Annotated in this window: 19 protein-coding genes and 1 other RNA gene; 18 read left to right on the top strand and 2 right to left on the bottom strand. The window is 51.9% G+C overall.

The window, feature by feature from the left end; genetic code table 11:
- Positions 1–126: 126 nt before the first annotated feature.
- Complete coding sequence (locus EV294_RS26570) at positions 127–2,220, bottom strand: transglycosylase domain-containing protein (protein WP_132312460.1); 2,094 nt, start codon at positions 2,218–2,220, stop codon at positions 127–129.
- 151 nt (positions 2,221–2,371) lie between these two features.
- Between EV294_RS26570 and speE the strand changes: the two genes are divergently transcribed.
- The 4 genes from speE (at position 2,372) to argS (ending at position 6,116) form a co-directional block, all read left to right on the top strand.
- Positions 2,372–3,199 carry a polyamine aminopropyltransferase gene (gene speE / locus EV294_RS26565; RefSeq protein ID WP_132312458.1) on the top strand — a complete coding sequence of 276 codons (828 nt, stop codon included), beginning with the start codon at positions 2,372–2,374 and terminating at the stop codon, positions 3,197–3,199.
- 181 nt (positions 3,200–3,380) lie between these two features.
- Entirely contained in the window at positions 3,381–3,914 is a 534-nt protein-coding gene (locus EV294_RS26560) for a DNA-deoxyinosine glycosylase (protein ID WP_132312456.1), read from the top strand.
- Positions 3,915–3,993: 79 nt separating this feature from the next.
- The gene (locus tag EV294_RS26555; RefSeq protein ID WP_132312454.1) at positions 3,994–4,440 is read left to right on the top strand and encodes a YwiB family protein; all 447 of its coding nucleotides are present in this window, start codon (positions 3,994–3,996) and stop codon (positions 4,438–4,440) included.
- Positions 4,437–6,116, top strand: a complete 1,680-nt coding sequence (argS, locus tag EV294_RS26550) for an arginine--tRNA ligase (RefSeq protein ID WP_132312452.1) — start codon at positions 4,437–4,439, stop codon at positions 6,114–6,116. Before EV294_RS26555 ends, argS begins: the two co-directional genes overlap by 4 nt.
- 333 nt (positions 6,117–6,449) lie before the next feature.
- Here argS and EV294_RS26545 read toward each other — a convergent pair whose 3' ends face one another.
- The gene (locus tag EV294_RS26545) at positions 6,450–7,580 is read right to left on the bottom strand and encodes a S8 family peptidase (RefSeq protein ID WP_132312450.1); all 1,131 of its coding nucleotides are present in this window, start codon (positions 7,578–7,580) and stop codon (positions 6,450–6,452) included.
- Between the two features lie 420 nt (positions 7,581–8,000).
- Here EV294_RS26545 and rpoE point away from each other — a divergent pair, with 420 nt between their 5' ends.
- The 14 genes from rpoE to EV294_RS26475 all read left to right on the top strand — a co-directional run bounded on the left by rpoE (position 8,001) and on the right by EV294_RS26475 (position 20,234).
- Positions 8,001–8,534 carry a DNA-directed RNA polymerase subunit delta gene (gene rpoE, locus EV294_RS26540; RefSeq protein WP_208403698.1) on the top strand — a complete coding sequence of 178 codons (534 nt, stop codon included), beginning with the start codon at positions 8,001–8,003 and terminating at the stop codon, positions 8,532–8,534.
- A gap of 374 nt (positions 8,535–8,908) precedes the next feature.
- Positions 8,909–10,513, top strand: a complete 1,605-nt coding sequence (locus EV294_RS26535; protein ID WP_132312445.1) for a CTP synthase — start codon at positions 8,909–8,911, stop codon at positions 10,511–10,513.
- A gap of 133 nt (positions 10,514–10,646) precedes the next feature.
- On the top strand, positions 10,647–11,045 hold the full coding sequence (locus EV294_RS26530) for a response regulator (protein ID WP_132312442.1): 399 nt from the start codon (positions 10,647–10,649) through the stop codon (positions 11,043–11,045).
- A gap of 330 nt (positions 11,046–11,375) precedes the next feature.
- The gene (locus tag EV294_RS26525) at positions 11,376–12,629 is read left to right on the top strand and encodes a UDP-N-acetylglucosamine 1-carboxyvinyltransferase (protein WP_132312439.1); all 1,254 of its coding nucleotides are present in this window, start codon (positions 11,376–11,378) and stop codon (positions 12,627–12,629) included.
- 116 nt (positions 12,630–12,745) lie between these two features.
- Entirely contained in the window at positions 12,746–14,110 is a 1,365-nt protein-coding gene (rho, locus tag EV294_RS26520) for a transcription termination factor Rho (RefSeq protein WP_132312436.1), read from the top strand.
- 24 nt (positions 14,111–14,134) lie between these two features.
- Positions 14,135–15,388: a radical SAM family protein gene (locus EV294_RS26515; RefSeq protein WP_132312433.1), complete on the top strand. Its 1,254-nt coding sequence runs from the start codon at positions 14,135–14,137 to the stop codon at positions 15,386–15,388.
- Between the two features lie 109 nt (positions 15,389–15,497).
- A complete protein-coding gene (rpmE, locus tag EV294_RS26510; RefSeq protein WP_091190789.1) occupies positions 15,498–15,695 on the top strand; it encodes a 50S ribosomal protein L31 in 198 nt (65 codons plus the stop codon).
- 72 nt (positions 15,696–15,767) lie between these two features.
- Positions 15,768–16,202, top strand: coding sequence for a hypothetical protein (locus EV294_RS26505; RefSeq protein ID WP_132312430.1), 435 nt, complete (start codon positions 15,768–15,770; stop codon positions 16,200–16,202).
- A gap of 61 nt (positions 16,203–16,263) precedes the next feature.
- Positions 16,264–16,531: signal recognition particle sRNA large type (gene ffs / locus EV294_RS26500), an RNA gene on the top strand.
- A gap of 155 nt (positions 16,532–16,686) precedes the next feature.
- Complete coding sequence (gene dnaX / locus EV294_RS26495) at positions 16,687–18,465, top strand: DNA polymerase III subunit gamma/tau (RefSeq protein ID WP_132312427.1); 1,779 nt, start codon at positions 16,687–16,689, stop codon at positions 18,463–18,465.
- A 23-nt stretch (positions 18,466–18,488) separates the two neighbouring features.
- Positions 18,489–18,800 (top strand): YbaB/EbfC family nucleoid-associated protein, encoded by a 312-nt coding sequence (locus EV294_RS26490; RefSeq protein ID WP_132312425.1) that lies wholly within the window; start codon positions 18,489–18,491, stop codon positions 18,798–18,800.
- 105 nt (positions 18,801–18,905) lie between these two features.
- Complete coding sequence (gene recR / locus EV294_RS26485; protein WP_127497867.1) at positions 18,906–19,505, top strand: recombination mediator RecR; 600 nt, start codon at positions 18,906–18,908, stop codon at positions 19,503–19,505.
- 151 nt (positions 19,506–19,656) lie between these two features.
- Positions 19,657–19,974 (top strand): DUF2508 family protein, encoded by a 318-nt coding sequence (locus tag EV294_RS26480; protein ID WP_243711809.1) that lies wholly within the window; start codon positions 19,657–19,659, stop codon positions 19,972–19,974.
- Positions 19,971–20,234 carry a pro-sigmaK processing inhibitor BofA family protein gene (locus tag EV294_RS26475; RefSeq protein WP_132312423.1) on the top strand — a complete coding sequence of 88 codons (264 nt, stop codon included), beginning with the start codon at positions 19,971–19,973 and terminating at the stop codon, positions 20,232–20,234. Before EV294_RS26480 ends, EV294_RS26475 begins: the two co-directional genes overlap by 4 nt.
- Positions 20,235–20,478: the final 244 nt, after the last annotated feature.

The following is a 20,478-nucleotide window of genomic DNA, read 5'->3' as shown; positions in this document are numbered from 1 at the left end:
TGAAACACTCCCATAAAGTTTGTAAGTGCTTACTTCTTGGTTCTACTATACCACAGTATATGGCGTTTGTTCAAAGAAATTTCACTTTTTGATCATATTTCGGACAAATTTTAGTCCCAAAGGATGCTAATTCTTCCACCAGCGCTTCAGGTCATTCCACCAGGATCGGCTGTTATCCTTGGCCGCATTGTCGGCGGGTGCATCTTTTGCCGCAGGTCCGCCGCACACCTCCGTAGGCTCCGTGCCTGCCACAAAAGACTCAAGGCGTTTGTTCGCGCAGGTGGCTGCTGCTAGCTTGCCGCTCGTCGGGTCGACATATACGTTAACGACGCCGTCCGGAATCGGAAAGATTTTAGGCGGAATGGCAGATAGCGCTTGCTCGGTGAACTGGGCGAAGATCGGAGCCGCGCGGTGCGCTTCGGTTACGGTCAGCTTGCGGTTCTTGTCATAGCCTACCCAGACGGCGGTCGCCAGCTCCGGCGTATAGCCCACGAGCCAGGCATCCGTCGAGGTCGTTCCGGTCTTGCCGGCAACCGGTCTCTTAATAATGGAAGAAACCCGGTTAGCGGTACCGCCGCCCTCGAACACGCTTTCCATTAGACTGGTCATCACGTAGGCTTCTGCCGGATTGATAACTTGCTCTTCGTGATGCTCCGCTTCATATATAATGCGTCCGTTCTTATCGGTGATGCGCAAGATCGCAACAGGCTCTACCTTTACGCCGCCGTTTGCGATAACGGAGAATGCGGAAGCCATCTCAAGCGGACTGACCGGGAAGGTACCAAGCGCCAGGGAAGGCACCGGATTCATCGGGCTTGTGATGCCCAGCTTGCGGGCCGTCTCGATAACGTGGTCGGCGCCCACCGTCATTATCGTGTTTACTGCGTAGATGTTATCCGAGCTCGCAATCGCTGTGCGCATATCAATGAATTCATTGAAATACTTGTCGTTATAGTTATGCGGCTCATACGTTTTCCGGCCCTCATCGTACGTAAAAGCCGTTGGCTCGCTCTTGAACCTTGTGACCGGCGTCATAAAGCCGCTGTGAAGCGCCGTCAGATAAAGCACCGGCTTAAACGAGGAGCCGGGCTGGCGGGTTTCGGCAAGCGCGCGGTTGAATTGATTCGTCTTGTAATCGCGTCCGCCGACCATGGCTTTAATATACCCGTTGCGCGGATCAATCGAAACAAGCGCCGCCTGCTGCTCTCCGCTGCCGGCCAATCCGTTCTTGACGGCATCCTCCGCGGCACGCTGCGCGGAAGAGTCCAGCGTCGTATAAATCGTGACGCCGCCTTCATTAAATAGCTGCTCGTTGATGCCCAGCTTATCGACGGCAATGTAACGGATATAGTCGCGGAAATAGGGAGCAAAGCCGGCCTGCTCGCCGGAGCCGAGCGGCTGGAAGTTCAGGACCTCCTTATAAGCGGCATCCGCCTGCTCCTGCGTAATGTCGCCGGATTCGGTCATGGCATGCAGAATGGTCAGCTGCCGGTCCTTCGCGTTTTTCATATCCATAAACGGCGAATAATATTTGGGGCCTTTCGGAATGCCGGCCAGCATCGCGCTCTCCGCAAGCGTTAATTGCGAGGCGTGCTTTTTGAAATACAGCTGGGAAGCCGCTTCAATTCCGTAAGCTCCGTGCCCGTAATAAATCTGATTCAGATAAAGGCCCAGAATCTCGTCCTTGGAATAATTCATCTCCAGCTGGACCGTATACATGGCTTCCTTCAGCTTGCGCTGCCAGGTCTTCTCATGAGTGAGATACAGGTTGCGGGCGAGCTGCTGCGTCAGCGTGCTGGCTCCTTGCTTGGCAGACATCGTCTCCACGTTGACCAGAACGGCACGGGCCATTCCCTTCATATCAAACCCTTTATGCTCATAGAAGCGGTGGTCTTCGATCGCCAGCGTCGCTTCCACCAGGTAAGGGGAAATTTCTTTGAGCGGTACGGAGCTGCGATTCTCTCCGGTATGGAACGTATCGATCACTTGCCCCTGCAGGTCAAGCATGCGGGAGGATTGGCTAATCGACGTAACCGGAAGCGATTGAAACTTTAAATAGAGGAGCATGGACACAACGCCAAGCACGACAACGGCGGAAATAGCGGCGGTCCAGCGCAGGCTTTTTTTGAACCTCATAACATGAGGAAGAAAACGTTCGGTTATAATAGGAAAAGCATATTTGCGGCGCGGCTTGCCCGGCCTGATCTGCTGCTTCTTCATGGTGGTGCTCCCTTCGCAAGAACGACCTTTTCCTTAGTATGGAAAAACGGGGGTGCCGATATTCATGGAAGCATGCAGAAAAGGTTGATTTTTCGCCCCGAACTACTATAATACATGGTGAACCATTGACGGAAAGAAGGGATTTATCGAAATGGAATTGTGGTATACGGAAAAACAAACCGAGAACTTCGGCATTACGGCGAAGATTACAAAAACGTATGTAAATGAACAAACTGAGTTTCAACAGCTCGATATGATCGAAACGGAAGAATTCGGCACCATGCTGGTTCTCGACGGTATGGTCATGACTACGGTTAAAGATGAGTTCGTGTATCACGAAATGGTAGCCCATCCGGTACTCTTCACGCATCCGAATCCGGAGCATGTGCTTGTCGTAGGCGGCGGTGACGGCGGCGTTATCCGTGAAATTATGAAGCATCCGAAAGTGAAGAAAGCCGTTCTCGTTGACATCGACGGCAAGGTTATCGAGTATTCGAAAAAATACCTGCCGACCATCGCGGGAGAGCTGGACAACCCTCGCGTTGAAGTGCTCGTAAACGACGGCTTCATGCATATTCATGATCATAAAAATACTTACGATGTCATCATGGTTGACTCCACGGAGCCGGTTGGCCCTGCGGCTAACCTGTTCACGCGCGGCTTCTACCAAGGCATCTACGAAGCGCTGAAGGAAGACGGCATCTTCGTGGCTCAAACCGACAACCCATGGTTCAAGGCCGACCTGATCCAAAGCGTAAACAAAGACGTGAAGGAAGTATTCCCGATCGTCCGCGTATACGGCGCTAACATCCCGACCTACCCAAGCGGTCTGTGGACCTTCACAATGGGCAGCAAGAAGTACGACCCGCTTGAAGTGGACGAGGCTTCGATCGCTGAAATCCCAACGAAGTATTACACTCCGCGTCTTCACAAAGCGGCATTCGTTCTGCCTAAATTTGTCGAAGATCTCGTGAAGTAATCTTAATAGTAACGTTTCGTGCGAAGAGGCGACCTTCTCCCGCGGCTTTTTACTAAGCTGCCCGGATTAGGCGTCTCTTTTTTTACCACAATAGAAGGTGTAAGTTTTGATGACAGGACTCGATAGAGGCTTCTCGATAAAAGCGCTGCTATGCAGGAGCTAAAAAGGAGTGGGACGGTATATGGAGCAAGAGCAAACGGAGCGCATCTATTCATTCCCGCCGGTCATTGACGAGCGGGCCCGCGTATTGGTGCTGGGTACGGCGCCAAGCGTGAAGTCGCTGGAGCACCGGCAGTTCTACGGTCACCCCCGCAATTATTTTTGGGGGATGGTATACGGTTTGTTTGGCGCAGGCGCACCGGATGAGGAATACGGGAAACGGCTCGCTTTTTTGCAGGATCATCATATGGCCGTATTTGACGTGATCAAGTCCTGCGAACGGCCGGGCAGCCTTGACGTAAACATCAAGAATGAGGAGCCAAACGATCTGCCGGCTTTGGTAGGCAAGTATCCGGGCCTGAAATGCTTTGCTTTTAATGGAAGCAAGGCTTATGATACGTACCGCAAATATTACCGCGATCATCCCGCGCTGCGGCATCTTACCCTTCTGAAATTGCCTTCGACAAGTCCGATTCCCACGCAAAAGATGCGCAATCTGGAGGACCGAATCGGGGCTTGGAAGGCGATTGTTCCGTACCTGGACTTGCCGGAATAGCGTACAATCGTTGAAATTACGGGGCTTCCTGTATATAGTAGTAACATACGAGAAGACTGGAGATATAGGAGCTTTTGCGATGCAGGACAGAATGGCGGTTAAAATTACGCTGACAAGCACCCAGGATGGGGAGTCCGTCGTACATACGTATTCAGGGGAATGGTTCCGGAAGGAACGGACGGTTTATATCCGGTACGAAGAGCCGGTGGAGGGAAGTGCTTCTCCCATTCGGACGCTTGTGCGTTACCGGCAGGACGAGCTGTTGATCACGCGCCGGGGCGTCGTTGAATCGGAGCAGCTGTTTGTGCCCGGCGAAACGCGAAGAAACGGCTACTACCGCTCTCCCTATACCTCGTTTCAGATGGAGACGGCAACGGCGTTTATTGAACTCAAGGGAGAAGGTGGCGGGAAGCCTGCTTCCGCGGAGCCGCCATGCGCGATTGAGTGGCAGTATGAACTATGGATGAATGAACATTTGTCGGGCCGGTTCCTCAACCGGCTCCATATACAGGAGGAGAAACCATGAGTACGAACGTGTTGGAGCAAATGTACGAGAAGGTGAAGGAGGCGATTGCGGACGCGGCGGTAGCAGGCGGTCTTGCGGCTCGCGAGGAGCTTCCGGCCTTTGTGCTGGAGGTGCCTAAGGATAAAGCGCACGGCGACCTGGCGACAAACGCGGCGATGCAGCTTACCAAGCTGGCAAAGAAAAACCCGCGTCAAATCGCCGAGACGATTATCGCAAACCTGAACGGCGAGAAGTTCGGTATCCAATCGGCGGAGATTGCCGGTCCGGGCTTTATTAACTTCCGCATGGACAAAAGCTATTTATATTCCGTTATCGGCGAGATTACGGCTGCGGGAGACAACTACGGACGTACAAAAGAAGGAGCCGGTCAACGCGTTGAAGTCGAATTCGTCAGCGCGAATCCGACAGGCAACCTTCACCTTGGCCATGCGCGCGGCGCGGCCGTGGGCGATGCGCTCTGCAACGTGCTCGATTTCGCGGGTTATGAAGTAACCCGCGAGTACTATATTAATGACGCGGGCAACCAGGTCAACAACCTGGCGCGCTCGATTGAAGCGCGTTACCGCCAAGCGCTTGGTCAAGACGCGGAAATGCCGGAAGACGGCTACCATGGCGAAGACATCGTTGGTTTCGGCAAGCTGCTTGCGGAGGAGAAAGGCGACAGCCTTCTTTCGTTGTCCGATGAAGAGCGCTTTGCATATTTCCGTCAATATGGTCTTGAAAAAGAACTCGACAAAATCAAACGCGATCTTGGACGCTTCCGCGTCAATTTCGATATCTGGTACAGCGAAACCTCGCTATACGAGAGCGGTCAAGTGGAGAAGGCACTCGAGGCACTGAAGGAAAAAGGCCAAGTGTACGAGGAAGAAGGCGCTACGTGGCTGTCGACAATGCCTTACGGCGACGACAAGAACCGCGTTCTCGTGAAAAATGACGGCTCGTATACGTATTTGACGCCGGACATCGCTTACCACCAAGACAAATTCAGCCGCGGCTACGACAAAATGATCAACATCTGGGGCGCCGACCACCATGGCTACATCCCTCGCGTGAAGGCTGCTATGGCCGCGCTTGGCAATGATCCGGACAAGCTGGTCGTATTGATCGCGCAGATGGTAAGCCTGTTCCAGGACGGGGAAAAAGTGAAGATGTCCAAGCGTACCGGCAAAGCCGTTACGATGCAGGATCTGATGGACGAGGTTGGCGTCGACGCCATCCGTTATTTCTTCACGATGCGGAGCATGGACTCGCATCTGGATTTCGATATGGATCTTGCGATCTCGACTTCGAACGAGAACCCGGTCTTTTACGTGCAATATGCGCATGCCCGCATTTGCAGCATCTTCCGCCAGGCGGAGGAGCAAAGCGTTGCTCTTCTGCCGATCAGCGGCATCGACTTCGGCAAGCTCTCGTCCGAGGCCGAATTCGACCTGCTTCGCAAGCTCGGCGAGCTGCCGCAGGAAGTGTCGGAAGCTGCGGCTCAATACGCGCCGCATCGCCTGATTCGCTATGTGTATGAACTGGCTTCGCAGTTCCACAGCTATTACAAAGCCGAACGCGTCATTACCGAAGACGCGGCTCAGACCCAGGCGCGCATCGCGTTGCTTGGCGCCGTCCGCATCGTTATCGCCAACACGCTCCGCCTCGTTGGCGTATCGGCTCCGGAGCGGATGTAATCCGCCCGGTCAAATCGACAAGCAAAGCCGCCGGTTTTCATTGGCGGCTTTGCTGCGTTTGGAGGCGGGCGCTTAGTCGCAGCAATCGCTGCCGTTCCAACGAAAAGAAACCGTTCCTAGGCATCCCGGAACGGTTTCTATTCGCCCTTCAACAGCACCGATTGAGTGCGGGCAAGGACGATGTATCTCCAGGAGGAGCGGAGCGCTTGCCTTTGTGTACACTTTGCATCCTGTGAATATTGTTCAGGCAAACTGTACACAACAGCAACCGGAGGGAGATACATTGTTCGCCGCCAGTCTCACCAACGGCAAACAAAGTCCTTCTCCCTCACCTCATCGGTCCGCCGCCCCCAGCATCTTCATGACATCAATCTCCCCGGTGTAACGGGGAGCCTTGGTGCTTCTAAGCGGCAGGTACGACTTTTTCAGGATCGCTTTTATTTCCGCGGGAGACAAACCCGGCTTTTGAGCCAGCAGCAAAGCGATGGCTCCGCTGACATGGGAGGTAGCCATCGAGGTTCCGCTCATCTCGTGATATTTGCCGCGAAGCCAAGCGGAAAAGATTTTGTCGCCGGGCGCGTAAATATCGATAAACGTACCCCGGTTGCTGAACGGAGCGATGCGCCGCAGCTTGTTTGTTGCCCCGACCGAGATTGTCTGCGGATATCTGGCCGGATAGTCGACAGACCGGCGTTTGCCGTCGTTGCCCGAAGAAGCGACTACGATAACGCCGGCATTATATGCGTTGTTTATCGCATTGAGGAGAGCTTTGCTGCGCGTCTTCATGCCAAAGCTCATGTTAATAATATGGACCCGGTTGCGGACGCACCAGTCGATCCCGAGAATAATGTCGGATACAAACGCGCTTCCGTTATGGTCAAATGCTTTTACCGGGAGAATTTGTGCCCGCGGCGCAATGCCGATCATGCCATGCACCTGGTTGGCGGCTGCGATTGTGCCCGCGATGTGCGTGCCGTGACCGTTGTCATCATGGGGCAGCATGCTGCGGTTGAGCAGGTTAATGCCGCGCGACAGCGATTGGCGAAGATCGGGGTGACTAAAGTCTACACCGGTATCGATGACGCCTATTTTGACGCGGTGTCCGGTCGTTGTGCTCCAAGCAAGAGGAGCTTTGATTTGCTGTACGCCCCAGGGGATGCCTTTTTCCAGCGGCATGGTTTTTGCTGCGGTGTGAACGGTAATGCGGCGGTCGTCTTCGATCCATACGCCGCCGGAAAAGCCGGATAAAGTTGCTTCGACAGGGAGCTGACAAGAAATTGCACGAATGATGCGCATTTGCTTAACCGGCTTCAGTTCCGGGGATGCTGTCGATACTTCTGACCATTCCTGCAGAAATCGTCGATAGTCACCTTGCTGCTGAAATCGGATAATCCGATTTTTCGTCGTTTGGCCCGTGCAAGCCATCGTGTCCTTCAACCAACGGAGAAAAGCGGTGATGTCCAATTACGCGTCCCCTCCCGACGGACGATGCTGAACTATTGTATGAAACAGGGGGGAAACCCGCATGAGCAACTTGCCTTTTTTCAGATAATTAGGCGTGGAGCCGTGTCAAAACGAAGATAAACACATAGGATGATGTAAGAGTTCTAACGACTCTTACGCTCCGGTCTCGCATTACCCAATGCGCGCTCCGGATGGATACAGTCAAAGCGAAGGGACAGCCCTTCGCTTTTTTCTTTTTGCAGGGAAGATTTGCATAGGCGGGAAGCCGCCGGCGGACAGCTTGCTTTTTTGAATAAAATAGGTTTTACTATACTGTGATATTGGTTATGATTACGAAAGTATGAAGATAGCAAGAGAGGATGTGTCCATGTGAGCAACGGCAATATTGCATTGAAGCTCGATCCTGAACGGTTGAAGGAAATGCCTATGGTGGACCTGGCGTTTGAAGTGCTGAAGTCCGCAAATACGCCTTACTACTACCGTGACCTGATGATGGAAATCGCGAAAATTCGCGGATTGTCTGCGGATCAAATCAATCAAGTGATCGCTCAAGTATATACGGAGATTAACATTGACGGACGTTTCGCCTGCGTCGGCAGCAACATGTGGGGGCTGAAACGCTGGTATCCGGTTGAACGCAACGAAGATCCGATTTCTAACGCTAAACGTCCGCGCATTATTAACGATGACGACGATGACGATGAGGATCTGTTCGCGGACGAGGAAGATGATTCGTACGCAGCCGAAGAAGAGGATTACGATTCTTACGATGAAGACCGCGAATTCGGTGAAGCCGACGCAGAAGAAGAAGTCGACGAAGAGGTTGGCATCGAAGACGAAGAGATCGAAGATGAAGAAGTTGACGAGGAACTCGACGCTGATGCCGAGCTTGACGATGAAGACTCCGAAGACGAAGATTTTGAAGACGATGAGGAAGAAGAAGACGATAAATAATCTCCCTCCGGCTTGCCGTGTTTAAGCTTGACAGTCCGCATACGGGCAGAGTAAACTATTGCATGGGCTTTAAGATTCGGTTAACGTACCGCATAAGCAGCAATGGCTTGCCTTCCCGTTTTTGAAGGATACAAGCCTCTGCGGAAACTAGCATTTGCCGCGTTTTTCCGGCAAGCTACACGTTTAATAATATGCCAAATGAAAAGTGCCCCGTGAAGACGGGTGTCACTTTTTTTGTTTGTAGAAGCAAGTTCAGGGACCTGATTTGTTCATCCATAAACTGGACAGAAGGATAGAGAGTCTGCTAATCCATGTTTATTGCGCAAATGGGAAAACCTAAACATAACCAGAGGAGCATGGAGGGTATTAGCAAAGTGACAAAATATATTTTTGTAACCGGGGGCGTCGTTTCATCGCTTGGCAAAGGGATTACCGCTGCATCACTGGGCCGTTTGCTTAAGAACAGAGGTTTGAAAGTAACGATTCAAAAGTTCGATCCTTATATCAACGTCGACCCGGGAACGATGAGTCCATACCAGCACGGCGAAGTGTTTGTAACGGACGATGGCGCGGAAACAGACCTTGACCTTGGGCATTATGAACGGTTTATCGATATTAACTTGACGAAGTACAGCAGCGTAACGACAGGCAAGATTTATTCGAACGTGATCTCCAAGGAACGCCGCGGCGAATACCTGGGCGGTACGGTTCAGGTTATCCCGCACATTACGAACGAAATCAAGGAGCGCGTATACCGCGCTGGCAAAGAAGCCGGCTCCGACGTTGTTATTACCGAAATCGGCGGTACGGTAGGCGATATCGAAAGCTTGCCTTTCCTTGAAGCGATTCGTCAAATTAAAAGCGACATCGGTCGCGACAACGTAATGTACATCCACGTAACGCTTATTCCATATATCAAGGCAGCGGGCGAAGTGAAAACAAAGCCAACGCAGCATAGCGTAAAAGAACTCCGCAGCATCGGCATTCAGCCTAACGTAATCGTATGCCGTACCGAGCATGCGCTGTCGGAAGACCTGAAGCGCAAGATCGGCTTGTTCTGCGATATCGACGCTAATGCGGTTGTTGAATGCATCGACGCTTCGACTTTGTATGAAGTGCCGCTGATGCTTCGCGAGCAAGGGCTCGACGATATCGTTGTGAATCATCTGAAGCTTACAACGAACCAACCGGACATGACGCAATGGGAAGATCTCGTGAATCGCGTTAAATCGCTGCACAAAACGACGGAAATCGCCATTGTCGGCAAATACGTTGCGCTGCATGACGCTTACCTTTCCATCGTGGAAGCTTTGGGCCACGCGGGTATCGATGCGGATTCCGAAGTGAAGCTTCGCTGGGTGAACGCGGAGGAGATCGACGACGAGAACGTTGCGGAAATGCTGAAGGGCGTACACGGCATTCTTGTGCCTGGCGGCTTTGGCGATCGCGGTATTGAAGGTAAAGTTTCGGCGATCCGTTATGCCCGCGAGAAGCAAATCCCGTTCTTCGGCATTTGCCTCGGCATGCAGGTTGCCGTGATCGAATACGCTCGCAGCGTAGCCGGCTTGTTCAATGCGAACAGCGCGGAGATCAACCCTTCGACGCCTTACCCGGTTATCGATCTTCTGCCGGATCAGAAGGATATCGAGGATATGGGCGGCACTATGCGACTTGGCCTCTACCCTTGCAAATTGAAGCCGGGCTCGCTTGCGGCTGCCGAATATAACGATGAGCTTGTTTATGAGCGTCACCGTCACCGGTACGAGTTCAACAATGAATACCGTGAGCGCATTGAATCGGCAGGACTCCGCATTTCCGGTACATCGCCGGACGGCCGCCTGGTGGAAATGGTGGAGCTTCCGGAGCATCCATGGTTCCTTGCGGTTCAATTCCATCCGGAATTCACATCCCGTCCGAACCGTCCGCAACCGCTCTTCCGGGGCTTTGTGCGCGCGGCGTTGAAATATTCCGGTCAGTAAGAACAACTGTTCTAACATCCGATTTTCTCAATTTTTTTAGTGGAAAAGCAGGATAATGTACCTCTCCGCGCGAATATATTAACGATTATGGAAGAGTTGACCAGTTGTGGGTCGAGTCGCGGGAGGTAATATCTTGGAGAAGAAGAAGCTATTGATCGTTGATGATCAGAATGGCATCCGTGTGCTTCTGATGGAAGTGTTCAGCAGTGAAGGCTACAATACTTTCCAAGCTTCAAACGGTAGGTTGGCACTGGAAATCGTAAAAGCCGAGAATCCTGACCTCGTTCTGCTCGATATGAAGATTCCGGGGATGGACGGGCTTGAAATTTTAAAGCATGTGAAGGCAATCAACCGTGAGATCAAAGTCATCATGATGACGGCATACGGCGAGCTTGACATGATCAAGGAAGCGACTGATCTGGGGGCCGTTATGCATTTCACGAAGCCGTTTGATATTGACGAGATGCGGATTGCGGTTAATATGCAGCTTCACGGCGGAAATTCCAATAACCGCTTTGCGGTAGGGTCCTGAGGGGCCCTTTTTTTTATGAGAATTCTCTTTTAGTAGGCTCAATTTGCTTGATCTAAATTAAAGGTTTCTCACCCTTTGCCTACTTCCGTAAGAGAAATACCATTCCCTGTCCCGATATGGTATAATGGCTCAGAATCAACGGTCTTATAGACATGTTAATCTATTATTAATGATAAAATTCCGCTTCGCGTGGAAGTAAAAACAAGCAAAGTGTACTAAATAGGAGTACGGGATAATAAGCCGCCCTTCACGGCGAGCGTGTCAGTATAAGCTCGCGCCATATGGCGGTTTTCCTATGTTTCTTCTTACATTTCGGGAGGACTATATTTGATGGAGAAATTGATGATACGCGGTGGACGTCCGCTGCGGGGCACCGTCCAAATAAGCGGAGCAAAGAACAGTGCCGTCGCTCTGGTTCCGGCTGCCATACTGGCAGAATCAGAAGTGGTATTGGACAATTTGCCCCATTTGAGCGATGTTGTCGTATACAGCGAGATCCTGCAGGACCTCGGGGCTGTCGTAAGCTGGCAGGGCGATGTCATGAAGATTGATCCTTCGCGGCTTGAATCGAAACCGATGCCTAATGGGAAAGTGAAGCTGCTGCGTGCTTCTTATTATTTGATGGGTGCTATGCTTGGACGCTTCGGGGAAGCCATTATCGGATTGCCGGGCGGCTGCAATTTCGAGCCGCGGCCAATCGACCAGCATATTAAAGGCTTTGAAGCTTTGGGGGCTACCGTTACCAATGAACAAGGCTCGATGCGGATTCACGCCAAAGAGCTGCGCGGAGCGAAAATTTATCTCGATGTCGTCAGCGTTGGCGCGACCATTAATATCATGCTTGCGGCCTCACGGGCCAAAGGCTCCACGATCATTGAAAATGCGGCTAAAGAGCCTGAGATTATAGATGTAGCCACGCTTCTGAACGCGATGGGCGCTCGAATCAAGGGGGCGGGAACGGAGACGATCCGGATTGAAGGGGTAGATAGCATGCATGGCTGCCGCCATTCGATTATTCCGGACCGGATTCAAGCGGGTACTTACATGATTGCAGCCGCGGCAACGCGCGGAGACGTGACCATCGACAACGTCATTCCGAAGCATATGGAAGCGATGACGGCGAAGCTTGAGGAAATGGGCGTAACCGTTCAGGAGATGGACGAGTCTATCCGCATTATCGGAGCGCCGGAGTATACGGCCGTTGACGTGAAAGCCCTTGTCTATCCTGGCTTTGCGACGGATCTTCAGTCGCCGATGACCACGCTGCTTGCTCAAGCGAAGGGCGTCAGCATCCTGAGCGACTATGTTTACAGCAACCGTTTCAAGCATGTGCCGGAGCTGAATCGGATGGGCGCGAACATTCGGGTCGAAGGCCGTTCGGCGATTATCGAAGGCGGGGAGTTGTTTGCGGCGAAGGTTAAAGCCGCTGATCTGCGGGCGGGTGCAGCGCTTGTGATTGCCGGGCTTACCGTCAAAGAAGGAATTACGGAGATTACTGGCGTAGAATATATTGACCGCGGTTATGACAATCTCGTTGATAACCTGCGCAAGCTTGGTGCGGATGTTTGGCGGGAAACGGAATAATTCATTTTAATCGTACGAAATACCCGGTTTGGCCTCTTTATGGGAGATTGGACGAATAGAACTCGCTAAATCGGGTATATAATGATAGCTAAAACTGAATACAAAGTGGTGAGAATATGACGGATCTTCAGATCTCCGATCTCGAAGAAATGAAGCTGACCGAATTGTACAAATTGGCGAAGCAGTACCAAATCCCGTACTACGGACAGCTGAAGAAGAAGGAATTAATATTTGCGATATTACGCGCACAAGCGGAAAAAAGCGGCCTCATGTTTATGCAGGGTGTACTTGAAACGTTGCCGGAAGGCTTTGGTTTTCTGCGGCCGATCAACTATCTGCCTAGCAAAGAGGATATTTACATCTCTGCTTCCCAGATTCGAAAGTTCGACTTGCGTACCGGTGATCTTGTATCAGGCAAATGCCGGCTGCCGAAAGACTCAGAGAAATACTTTGGCCTCCTCCAGGTAAACGCCGTTAACGGCACGGATCCTGCGCAAGCGGCCGAAAGACTTCATTTTCCCGCTCTAACTCCTCTTTATCCACAGAAAAAGCTCGTGCTGGAGACGGCATCTTCCAAACTTTCTACTCGAATTATGGATTTGCTTGCGCCTGTTGGCCTTGGTCAACGCGGACTCATCGTAGCGCCGCCAAAAGCGGGTAAAACCTTGCTGCTCAAAGAAATCGCGAACAGTATTTCGACAAATCATCCGGATATCGAGTTATTTGTGTTGCTGATTGATGAACGTCCGGAGGAAGTAACGGACATGCAGCGTTCCGTGAAGGGCGAAGTGATTGCTTCCACCTTTGACGAAGTGCCTGAGAATCATATAAAAGTAGCGGAACTGGTTCTTGAACGTGCGTTGCGGCTGGTGGAACATAAGAAAGACGTTGTTATTTTGCTCGACAGCATTACCCGTCTTGCCCGTGCTTACAACCTGGTTGTTCCGCCATCCGGACGTACGCTCAGCGGCGGTATTGATCCGGCGGCTTTCCATCGTCCGAAGCGCTTCTTTGGCGCAGCCCGTAACGTGGAGGAAGGCGGAAGCTTGACCATCCTGGCGACGGCGCTAATCGAGACCGGCTCGCGTATGGATGATATCATTTATGAAGAATTTAAAGGTACGGGCAATATGGAGCTGCATCTTGACCGCAAGCTCGCGGAGCGCCGTATCTTTCCGGCGCTCGATATCCGCAGATCGGGTACGCGCCGCGAAGAAATGCTTTTATCGAAAGAAGAATTGGACAAATTATGGGTTGTGCGCCGCAATATGACCGATACGCCTGATTTCGTGGACGGCTTCCTCAAGAAGCTGGCTGATTCGAAGACGAATGAGGAATTCCTGATGTCGCTGGACACATCGGAAGACAAGCCTGCCCCGCAGCAGCGGACAAGCGCAGGGACGGGCACTACGGGAACGGGACTCAAAAGCAGCGCAGCAACCGGAAGGCGACCGGCGCCGCGCACGACGCACGGCTCCTAGTGCCGCCGGAAGGAGGACATCAAGATGAATCTCGTATACGCGGATGAGAAAGGCAATGTGTTTGATCATCCTGACTATATAGCGCTTGGGCGCAGCGGCGACATGATCGTCGAACTCATGGAGGACGAGCTGATCCCTCTGCCTAGGGGGGCTACGCTCGTAGGGCTTCCCCATACCCGGCCGGTCTTTATGGACCCGGATACCGGCGAAATGAAAATGCTCTCCGGCAATTACCAGGCCGTCGGCGCTTTGCTTCCGCAGGGCTTTACCCGGCTGGCGTTGCCAAGCTATGTGAAGACCGATAAGAACGAGAAGTTTCCGCTCTTTGGATATACCTCTGTCGTTTGGAAGGACGGCGGCTTTTATGTAGCGGCGGAGCAAAGCGACGATCCGTACAAATGGGATCCGCTTAACTGCGATCGCGGTGATGTCCGCAAAGGGGTAGAGCTGCTGACTGCCAAATACCCGGAGAACAGGCTGTACAAGCATTTGTCGCATTGCGCGCTTGGTTACGAGTGTTTAACTTCTTCCAATACGTTCCTGCAGCGCTGGGAGGGCGGTGTGCCCGTTTCTTATTCCTGCAACGCGGGATGCTTCGGATGTATCTCGGAACAGCCGGATGACAGCGGGTTTGTTGCGCCTCAGACGCGGATGAATTTCAAGCCGACGGTGGAAGAGATCGTGGAAGTGATGCTGGAGCATCTGAAAACGCCGGAATCAATCATCAGCTTTGGCCAAGGCTGCGAAGGCGAGCCTTCCACGCAGGCCAAAATCATCGTGGAAGCGATGAAGATCGTCAGAAGCCGGACAAACCTGGGTTATATTAATATCAATACGAATGCTGGACTTACCGACTTCATGCGCGCCATCGTCGACGCGGGTCTTGACCTGATGCGCGTCAGCACGATCAGCGCCATTGACGAGCATTACAATGCCTACTACAAGCCTCGTGCTTATACGCTTGCCAATGTGGAGAAATCCTTGAAGTATGCGACGGATAAAGGGGTATACACGTCCATCAACTATCTGATCTTCCCGGGGGTAACCGACCGCGAGGAAGAGATCGAAGCGATGATCGGGTTTGCGAAGCGGACCGGACTTAAGCTTATTCAAATGCGTAATTTGAATATTGATCCGGAGAGCTATCTGCAGTTGATTCCTCCTGCCAAAGGCGAGATTTACGGCATGAAGCAGATGCTTGAAATCTTCCGCGAGGAGCTGCCGGATGTAGTGATCGGCTCGTACACGCATCTTCCGCCGGCAGCGGCACGCAGGTAGCTGGCAAAACATCGGCATTGCATGCTTGTAATCGTCGTGCTATAATCCGTGTTGTGTGATTTATAACTCTGGGCCCGCATGTGGTTCAGGGCAGAAAGAGGTGAACGAGATGAAACAAGGTATTCATCCGACATACCACGTATCCAACATCACTTGCGCTTGCGGTAACACGTTCGAGACTGGTTCGATCAAATCGAATCTTCGCGTAGAGGTTTGTTCCGTATGCCACCCGTTCTTCACGGGTAAGCAAAAGTTCTTGGATGCAGGCGGTCGCGTCGATCGTTTCAAAAAGAAATACGGCATCTAATCTCTGCCGCATAATTTGGCAGAATAAGAAAACCTCCCTTAGCCATCCTATGGTTAAAGGGAGGTTTTTTGATTGCTTACCAAAAAGATGCTGCGCCGCAAGCTGCGCTTAATATTTATGGGTTTTGCGATACCGGCTTTGGTCATTGCCGGCTTGGCGGGCTGCGCTGCCGACGGCGTGAACAACGGCCACCGGACGAATGACGGCAAGGTGGAAACCTATGGCCATGACGGTTACATGGGATATTCGAACAGTAACCCGAACCTGCCTAATAACAAGACGTTCCTTAATTACGATACGGACAGGAAGCTTATTAATCAGGTGATTCAGCCCATCGACGGGATTAAAAGCAGCCGAGTTGCGTTTAACGGCGGGGATCTTACCGTTCATATTAAAGCTGCTTCCAATCTGACGGATGCCCAGGTTGAGGCGCTTCGGGCAAAGACGGAGCAGGTAGTTCAGCTCAACATGCCGCGCTACCATGTCAAAGTGAAAGCATCCCGTTAATTCTTATCTGCCATTATCCTACGGTTGCGCTTTGCGTTTGGATGGGCTATACTTAGTTTTGCCGTGCTAGATGGGGAGTTAGCGGTGCCCTGTAACTCGCAATCCGCTTTAGCGAGGTTGAATTCCTGCTTTAGGTTATGTGATGCAGGGCTTGGCGCTTGCAATCAGTGTTGACGGTTGGGTCCTCCGCAATGGACGCTTGTGAACCTGGTCAGGTCCGGAAGGAAGCAGCCATAAGCAAGTTAGTTCATGTGCCGGGGGAGTGCCTGACCCGAGCTGAGACGCAAGAGTGCCGCCTGGATCGCATGTTATCGAGGGCAGGTGCACGGTTCATTATTTTCATAGATTAAGCGAAGGAACACCAGCGACGTGGATCTGTTTCGAAGAAGCAGATGCCAGAAATGCGGGTGTTTTTGTTTTGCTTATAGACTTCATGATGTATAATAGAGAACAATAATGAGCAAGCCGAAAGGAACGTAAAAGCGTGAGTCATATTGCATTATATCGTGCCTGGCGTCCGCAGACGTTCCAGGATATGGTTGGACAACGTCATATTATACAAACGCTGCAAAATGCGATTCGGGAGAATCGCGTTTCGCACGCCTATTTATTTAATGGTCCCCGGGGAACGGGGAAAACAACGGCTGCCAAGGTGTTGGCGAAAGCGGTTAACTGTGAACGGGGCCCTGCGGAAGAGCCTTGTAACGAATGCGATGCATGCCGCGGCATAACGGCCGGTCATATTATGGACGTTGTCGAGATTGACGCGGCGTCCAACCGGGGTATTGACGAAATACGGGACATTCGCGATAAAGTCCGTTACGCCCCGTCTGAAGTTCGATATAAAGTGTATATTATTGATGAAGTCCATATGCTGACGTCCGAGGCGTTTAACGCGCTCCTGAAGACGTTAGAGGAGCCGCCTGGACATGTTATCTTTATTTTGGCGACCACGGAGCCCCATAAACTTCCGGCTACGATTATTTCCCGGTGCCAAAGATTTGATTTCCGGCAGGTCTCGCTGGAGGAACAATCGGAACGGCTCTTCGAGATTTGCCGGGAGGAAGGCATCGAGGCGGAAGAAGATGCGATCGCTTATATTGCCCGTCTATCCGAAGGCGGGATGCGCGATGCGATAAGCTTGCTTGAGCAGGTTGCTGCTTTTGGCGGATCCAAAATTACCCTTGACGGAGCGGTTGACGTAACGGGGGGCATGGCCGCGGATCAGTTCTATGCGCTGGCAGAGGCAATTCGGGACCGTAATGTAGCTGCCATCATGCCGCTGGTCGAGAGTTTAACGCAAGCCGGGAAAAGCGCGGACAAATGCATGGAGAATTTGATCTTCTATTTCCGCGATCTGCTTGTATTAAAGTTAGCTCCGCAGGGCGCCGTAACGGAGCGGGTGGTTGACGCCGAACGGTTCCGCGGGATGGCCGATGCCTTCAGCTCTGAGCGGTTATTTAAAATGATAGATACGCTTAATACGTATCAATCGGATATGAAGCATGCTTCGCAGCCCCAGACGCTGTTTGAAGTCGCATTGATGAAAATCTGCACAATCGGTAACGAGAGCGCTGGTGGATCGGGTAGCGGCGGCGGTACCGCGGCATCCTCTCCGCCGGCGGCATCGGCTGAAGTGCAGCGTCTTCGCCAGCAGGTAGAGATTCTTGAGCGGAAGCTGGAGCAGCTTATTCAAAATGGCGGAGCTGCAGGATCAGGTTCCGGAGCGGGGGATGGCGGTGCGGTCCGGCAGCCTGCCAGCCAGTCCCGCCGCGGCGGCTTTGGCGGAAGCGGGGCAGCTGTCAGCCGGTCTACGGTGAAGCTTGATCCGTTTGTTGCCGCAGCCGGCAGTCCAGGGACGGGGCAAGTTCGGATGAAGTGGAACGAAGTGCTGCACCGGGTGAAGGAAGCAAGAATTACCGTTCATGCCTGGCTGGTTGACGGCGAGCCGGTAGCCGCGACGGATTCTACGATTCTTGTCGCCTTCAAGAATACGATGCACCGGGAAACCACGGAGCGGCCGGCACACCGGGAGATTATCGAACGGGTGATGCAGGACGTATTCGGCAATCCGGCCAAGCTTGCAACCTGCATGCTGAAGGAATGGCAGAATGCGGCCGAACGCTCAGGCGAGCAGCAGGGAGAAACGCTGGAATTACAGCCGGATGCGATTGACACCGGGGAGGAGCAGCGTCCACAATGGGTAGAGGAAGCTGTTAAGCTTTTTGGTGAAGACTTAGTTGTAATTAAAGAAGATAATTAACTATTACGATGAGGTGATAAGTCATGAATAACATGAACCAAATGATGAAGCAAGTGAAGAAAATGCAAGAGCAAATGATGAAAGCTCAAGAGGAGCTTGTAAACAAAACGGTTGAAGGCACGGCTGGGGGCGGAGTCGTAACCGTGGTAGCGAACGGCCACAAGAAAATCCTGAGCATCGCCATCAAGCCTGAAGCGGTAGATCCGGATGATGTTGAAATGCTGCAAGACCTTGTTTTGACAGCCGTTAATGACGTGCTGGCAAAAGTAGACGAAATTGCGAACCAGGATATGGGCAAATTCACTGGCGGCATGAAAATTCCTGGCTTGTTCTAGGACGGATTGCCCTCTATATAACACATAAAAGCTATACGTTTGCTGACGCCGCCGCAAGGGCGGCGTCAGCCGTTTAAGCTGAAGGCTTGAAAGGGGCTGCGCGTTTTGTTTTATCCCGAACCGATAGCGAAGCTAATTGATGCCTTTACGCGGCTTCCGGGCGTTGGACCGAAGACAGCCGCAAGATTGGCTTTTCATGTGCTTCGCATGAAAGAAGATGATGTCATTGATTTCGCAAAGGCGCTTGTCAGCGTTAAGCGGAATCTGACGTACTGCTCCGTCTGCTGCAATATTACCGATACCGATCCATGCCGGATTTGCCAGGACAAAACACGCGATAACTCCGTTATTTGTGTGGTCCAGGAATCAAAGGACCTCGTGGCGATGGAACGGACAAAGGAATTTCAAGGACATTACCACGTGCTTCAGGGTGCGATTTCCCCTATTGAGGGAATTGGCCCGGATCAGATCAAGATCGCGGAGCTGCTCCGCCGCTTAAGCGACGAACGCGTGCAGGAGCTGATCTTGGCGACGAATCCGAATATTGAAGGTGAAGCGACCGCGATGTATATCTCGAGGCTTGTTAAGCCGTTTGGTATCCGCGTTACGCGGATTGCCCACGGCCTGCCGGTTGGCGGCGACCTTGAATATGCCGATGAGGTCACCTTGTCCAAAGCGCTTGAAGGACGCAGAGAGCTAAGTTAACGTAATAAACGAAGCAAGAGCCTTTTCCCCACATGGGAGACGGCTCTTGTTTTGTTTTCAGGATGCAATCCGTTCTAAATTCGGTCCGAGCCTCTATACATATATAGAAAATGTCTTGTCCCAGGTGGACGAGCAGAGGAGGCGAAGCATAGTGGCGAATTTATGGCGGGAGATAAAACAGCCGAATGAAAGCAAGCATACGGGCGGATTAGAAATGATGAAGACACAGTTTCAGCCCGTACCTGAACCGGATACGGCGGAATGGAGAGAACATCTGCGGGCGGAGATTGACGAAGCGCACAAGGAGTGGATGAATGCGACGCGGTTCTTCAACGTTGCCGTTGGCGAAGATCAGATTGATTATGCCATTTATGCGTTGATCACGGCGGAAAAGCGGTACGAGATGCTAATCCGGATTGCCAAACGGACCTGCAAAGTATGGCCGGAATGGAGAGGAGCGTTACAATGAAAACATTATGGCTAGCGATCCTTATCCTATCGTCTGTCGCGCTGGTGGGAGTGCTTGTAAGGCAAAGAGTCTCGTGGACGTGGCTTCGCAATTTTGCAATCCACATTGTATTGGCTGCTGCAGTCCTGTATGTTCTAAATTTCTCCGGACTTATCCCTAATATATATATACCGCTAAATCCGGTTACAATAGGTACTGTTGTCGTGCTTGGAGTACCCGGGATCGCGCTAATCGCAGGGGTTCAGTACTTTATCGTCTGAACCCTTAAAGTTTTTTGGACAAAGGGTTGACCTTCCGAATTGATTCATGGTATATTACTTCTCGCGCCAAGTGCAAGGAAATAAAAGCTTCAAGAAAGTTTTTAAAAAAGTACTTGCAATCATCTAGGCGGATGTGATATATTATAAAAGTCGCCGCTGAGAAATACGGTGATGAACGAAAAACAAATTGTTCTTTGAAAACTGAACAACGAGCGAAACTGCCCCGTTAGAAATAACGGAAAAG

Origin of the sequence: Paenibacillus sp. BK033 (genome assembly GCF_004345425.1) — a bacterium.
Classification (GTDB): Bacteria; Bacillota; Bacilli; order Paenibacillales; family Paenibacillaceae; genus Pristimantibacillus.
The sequence above is the reverse complement of the archived record's forward strand: the minus strand, read 5'-3'. Positions and strand labels throughout refer to the sequence as shown.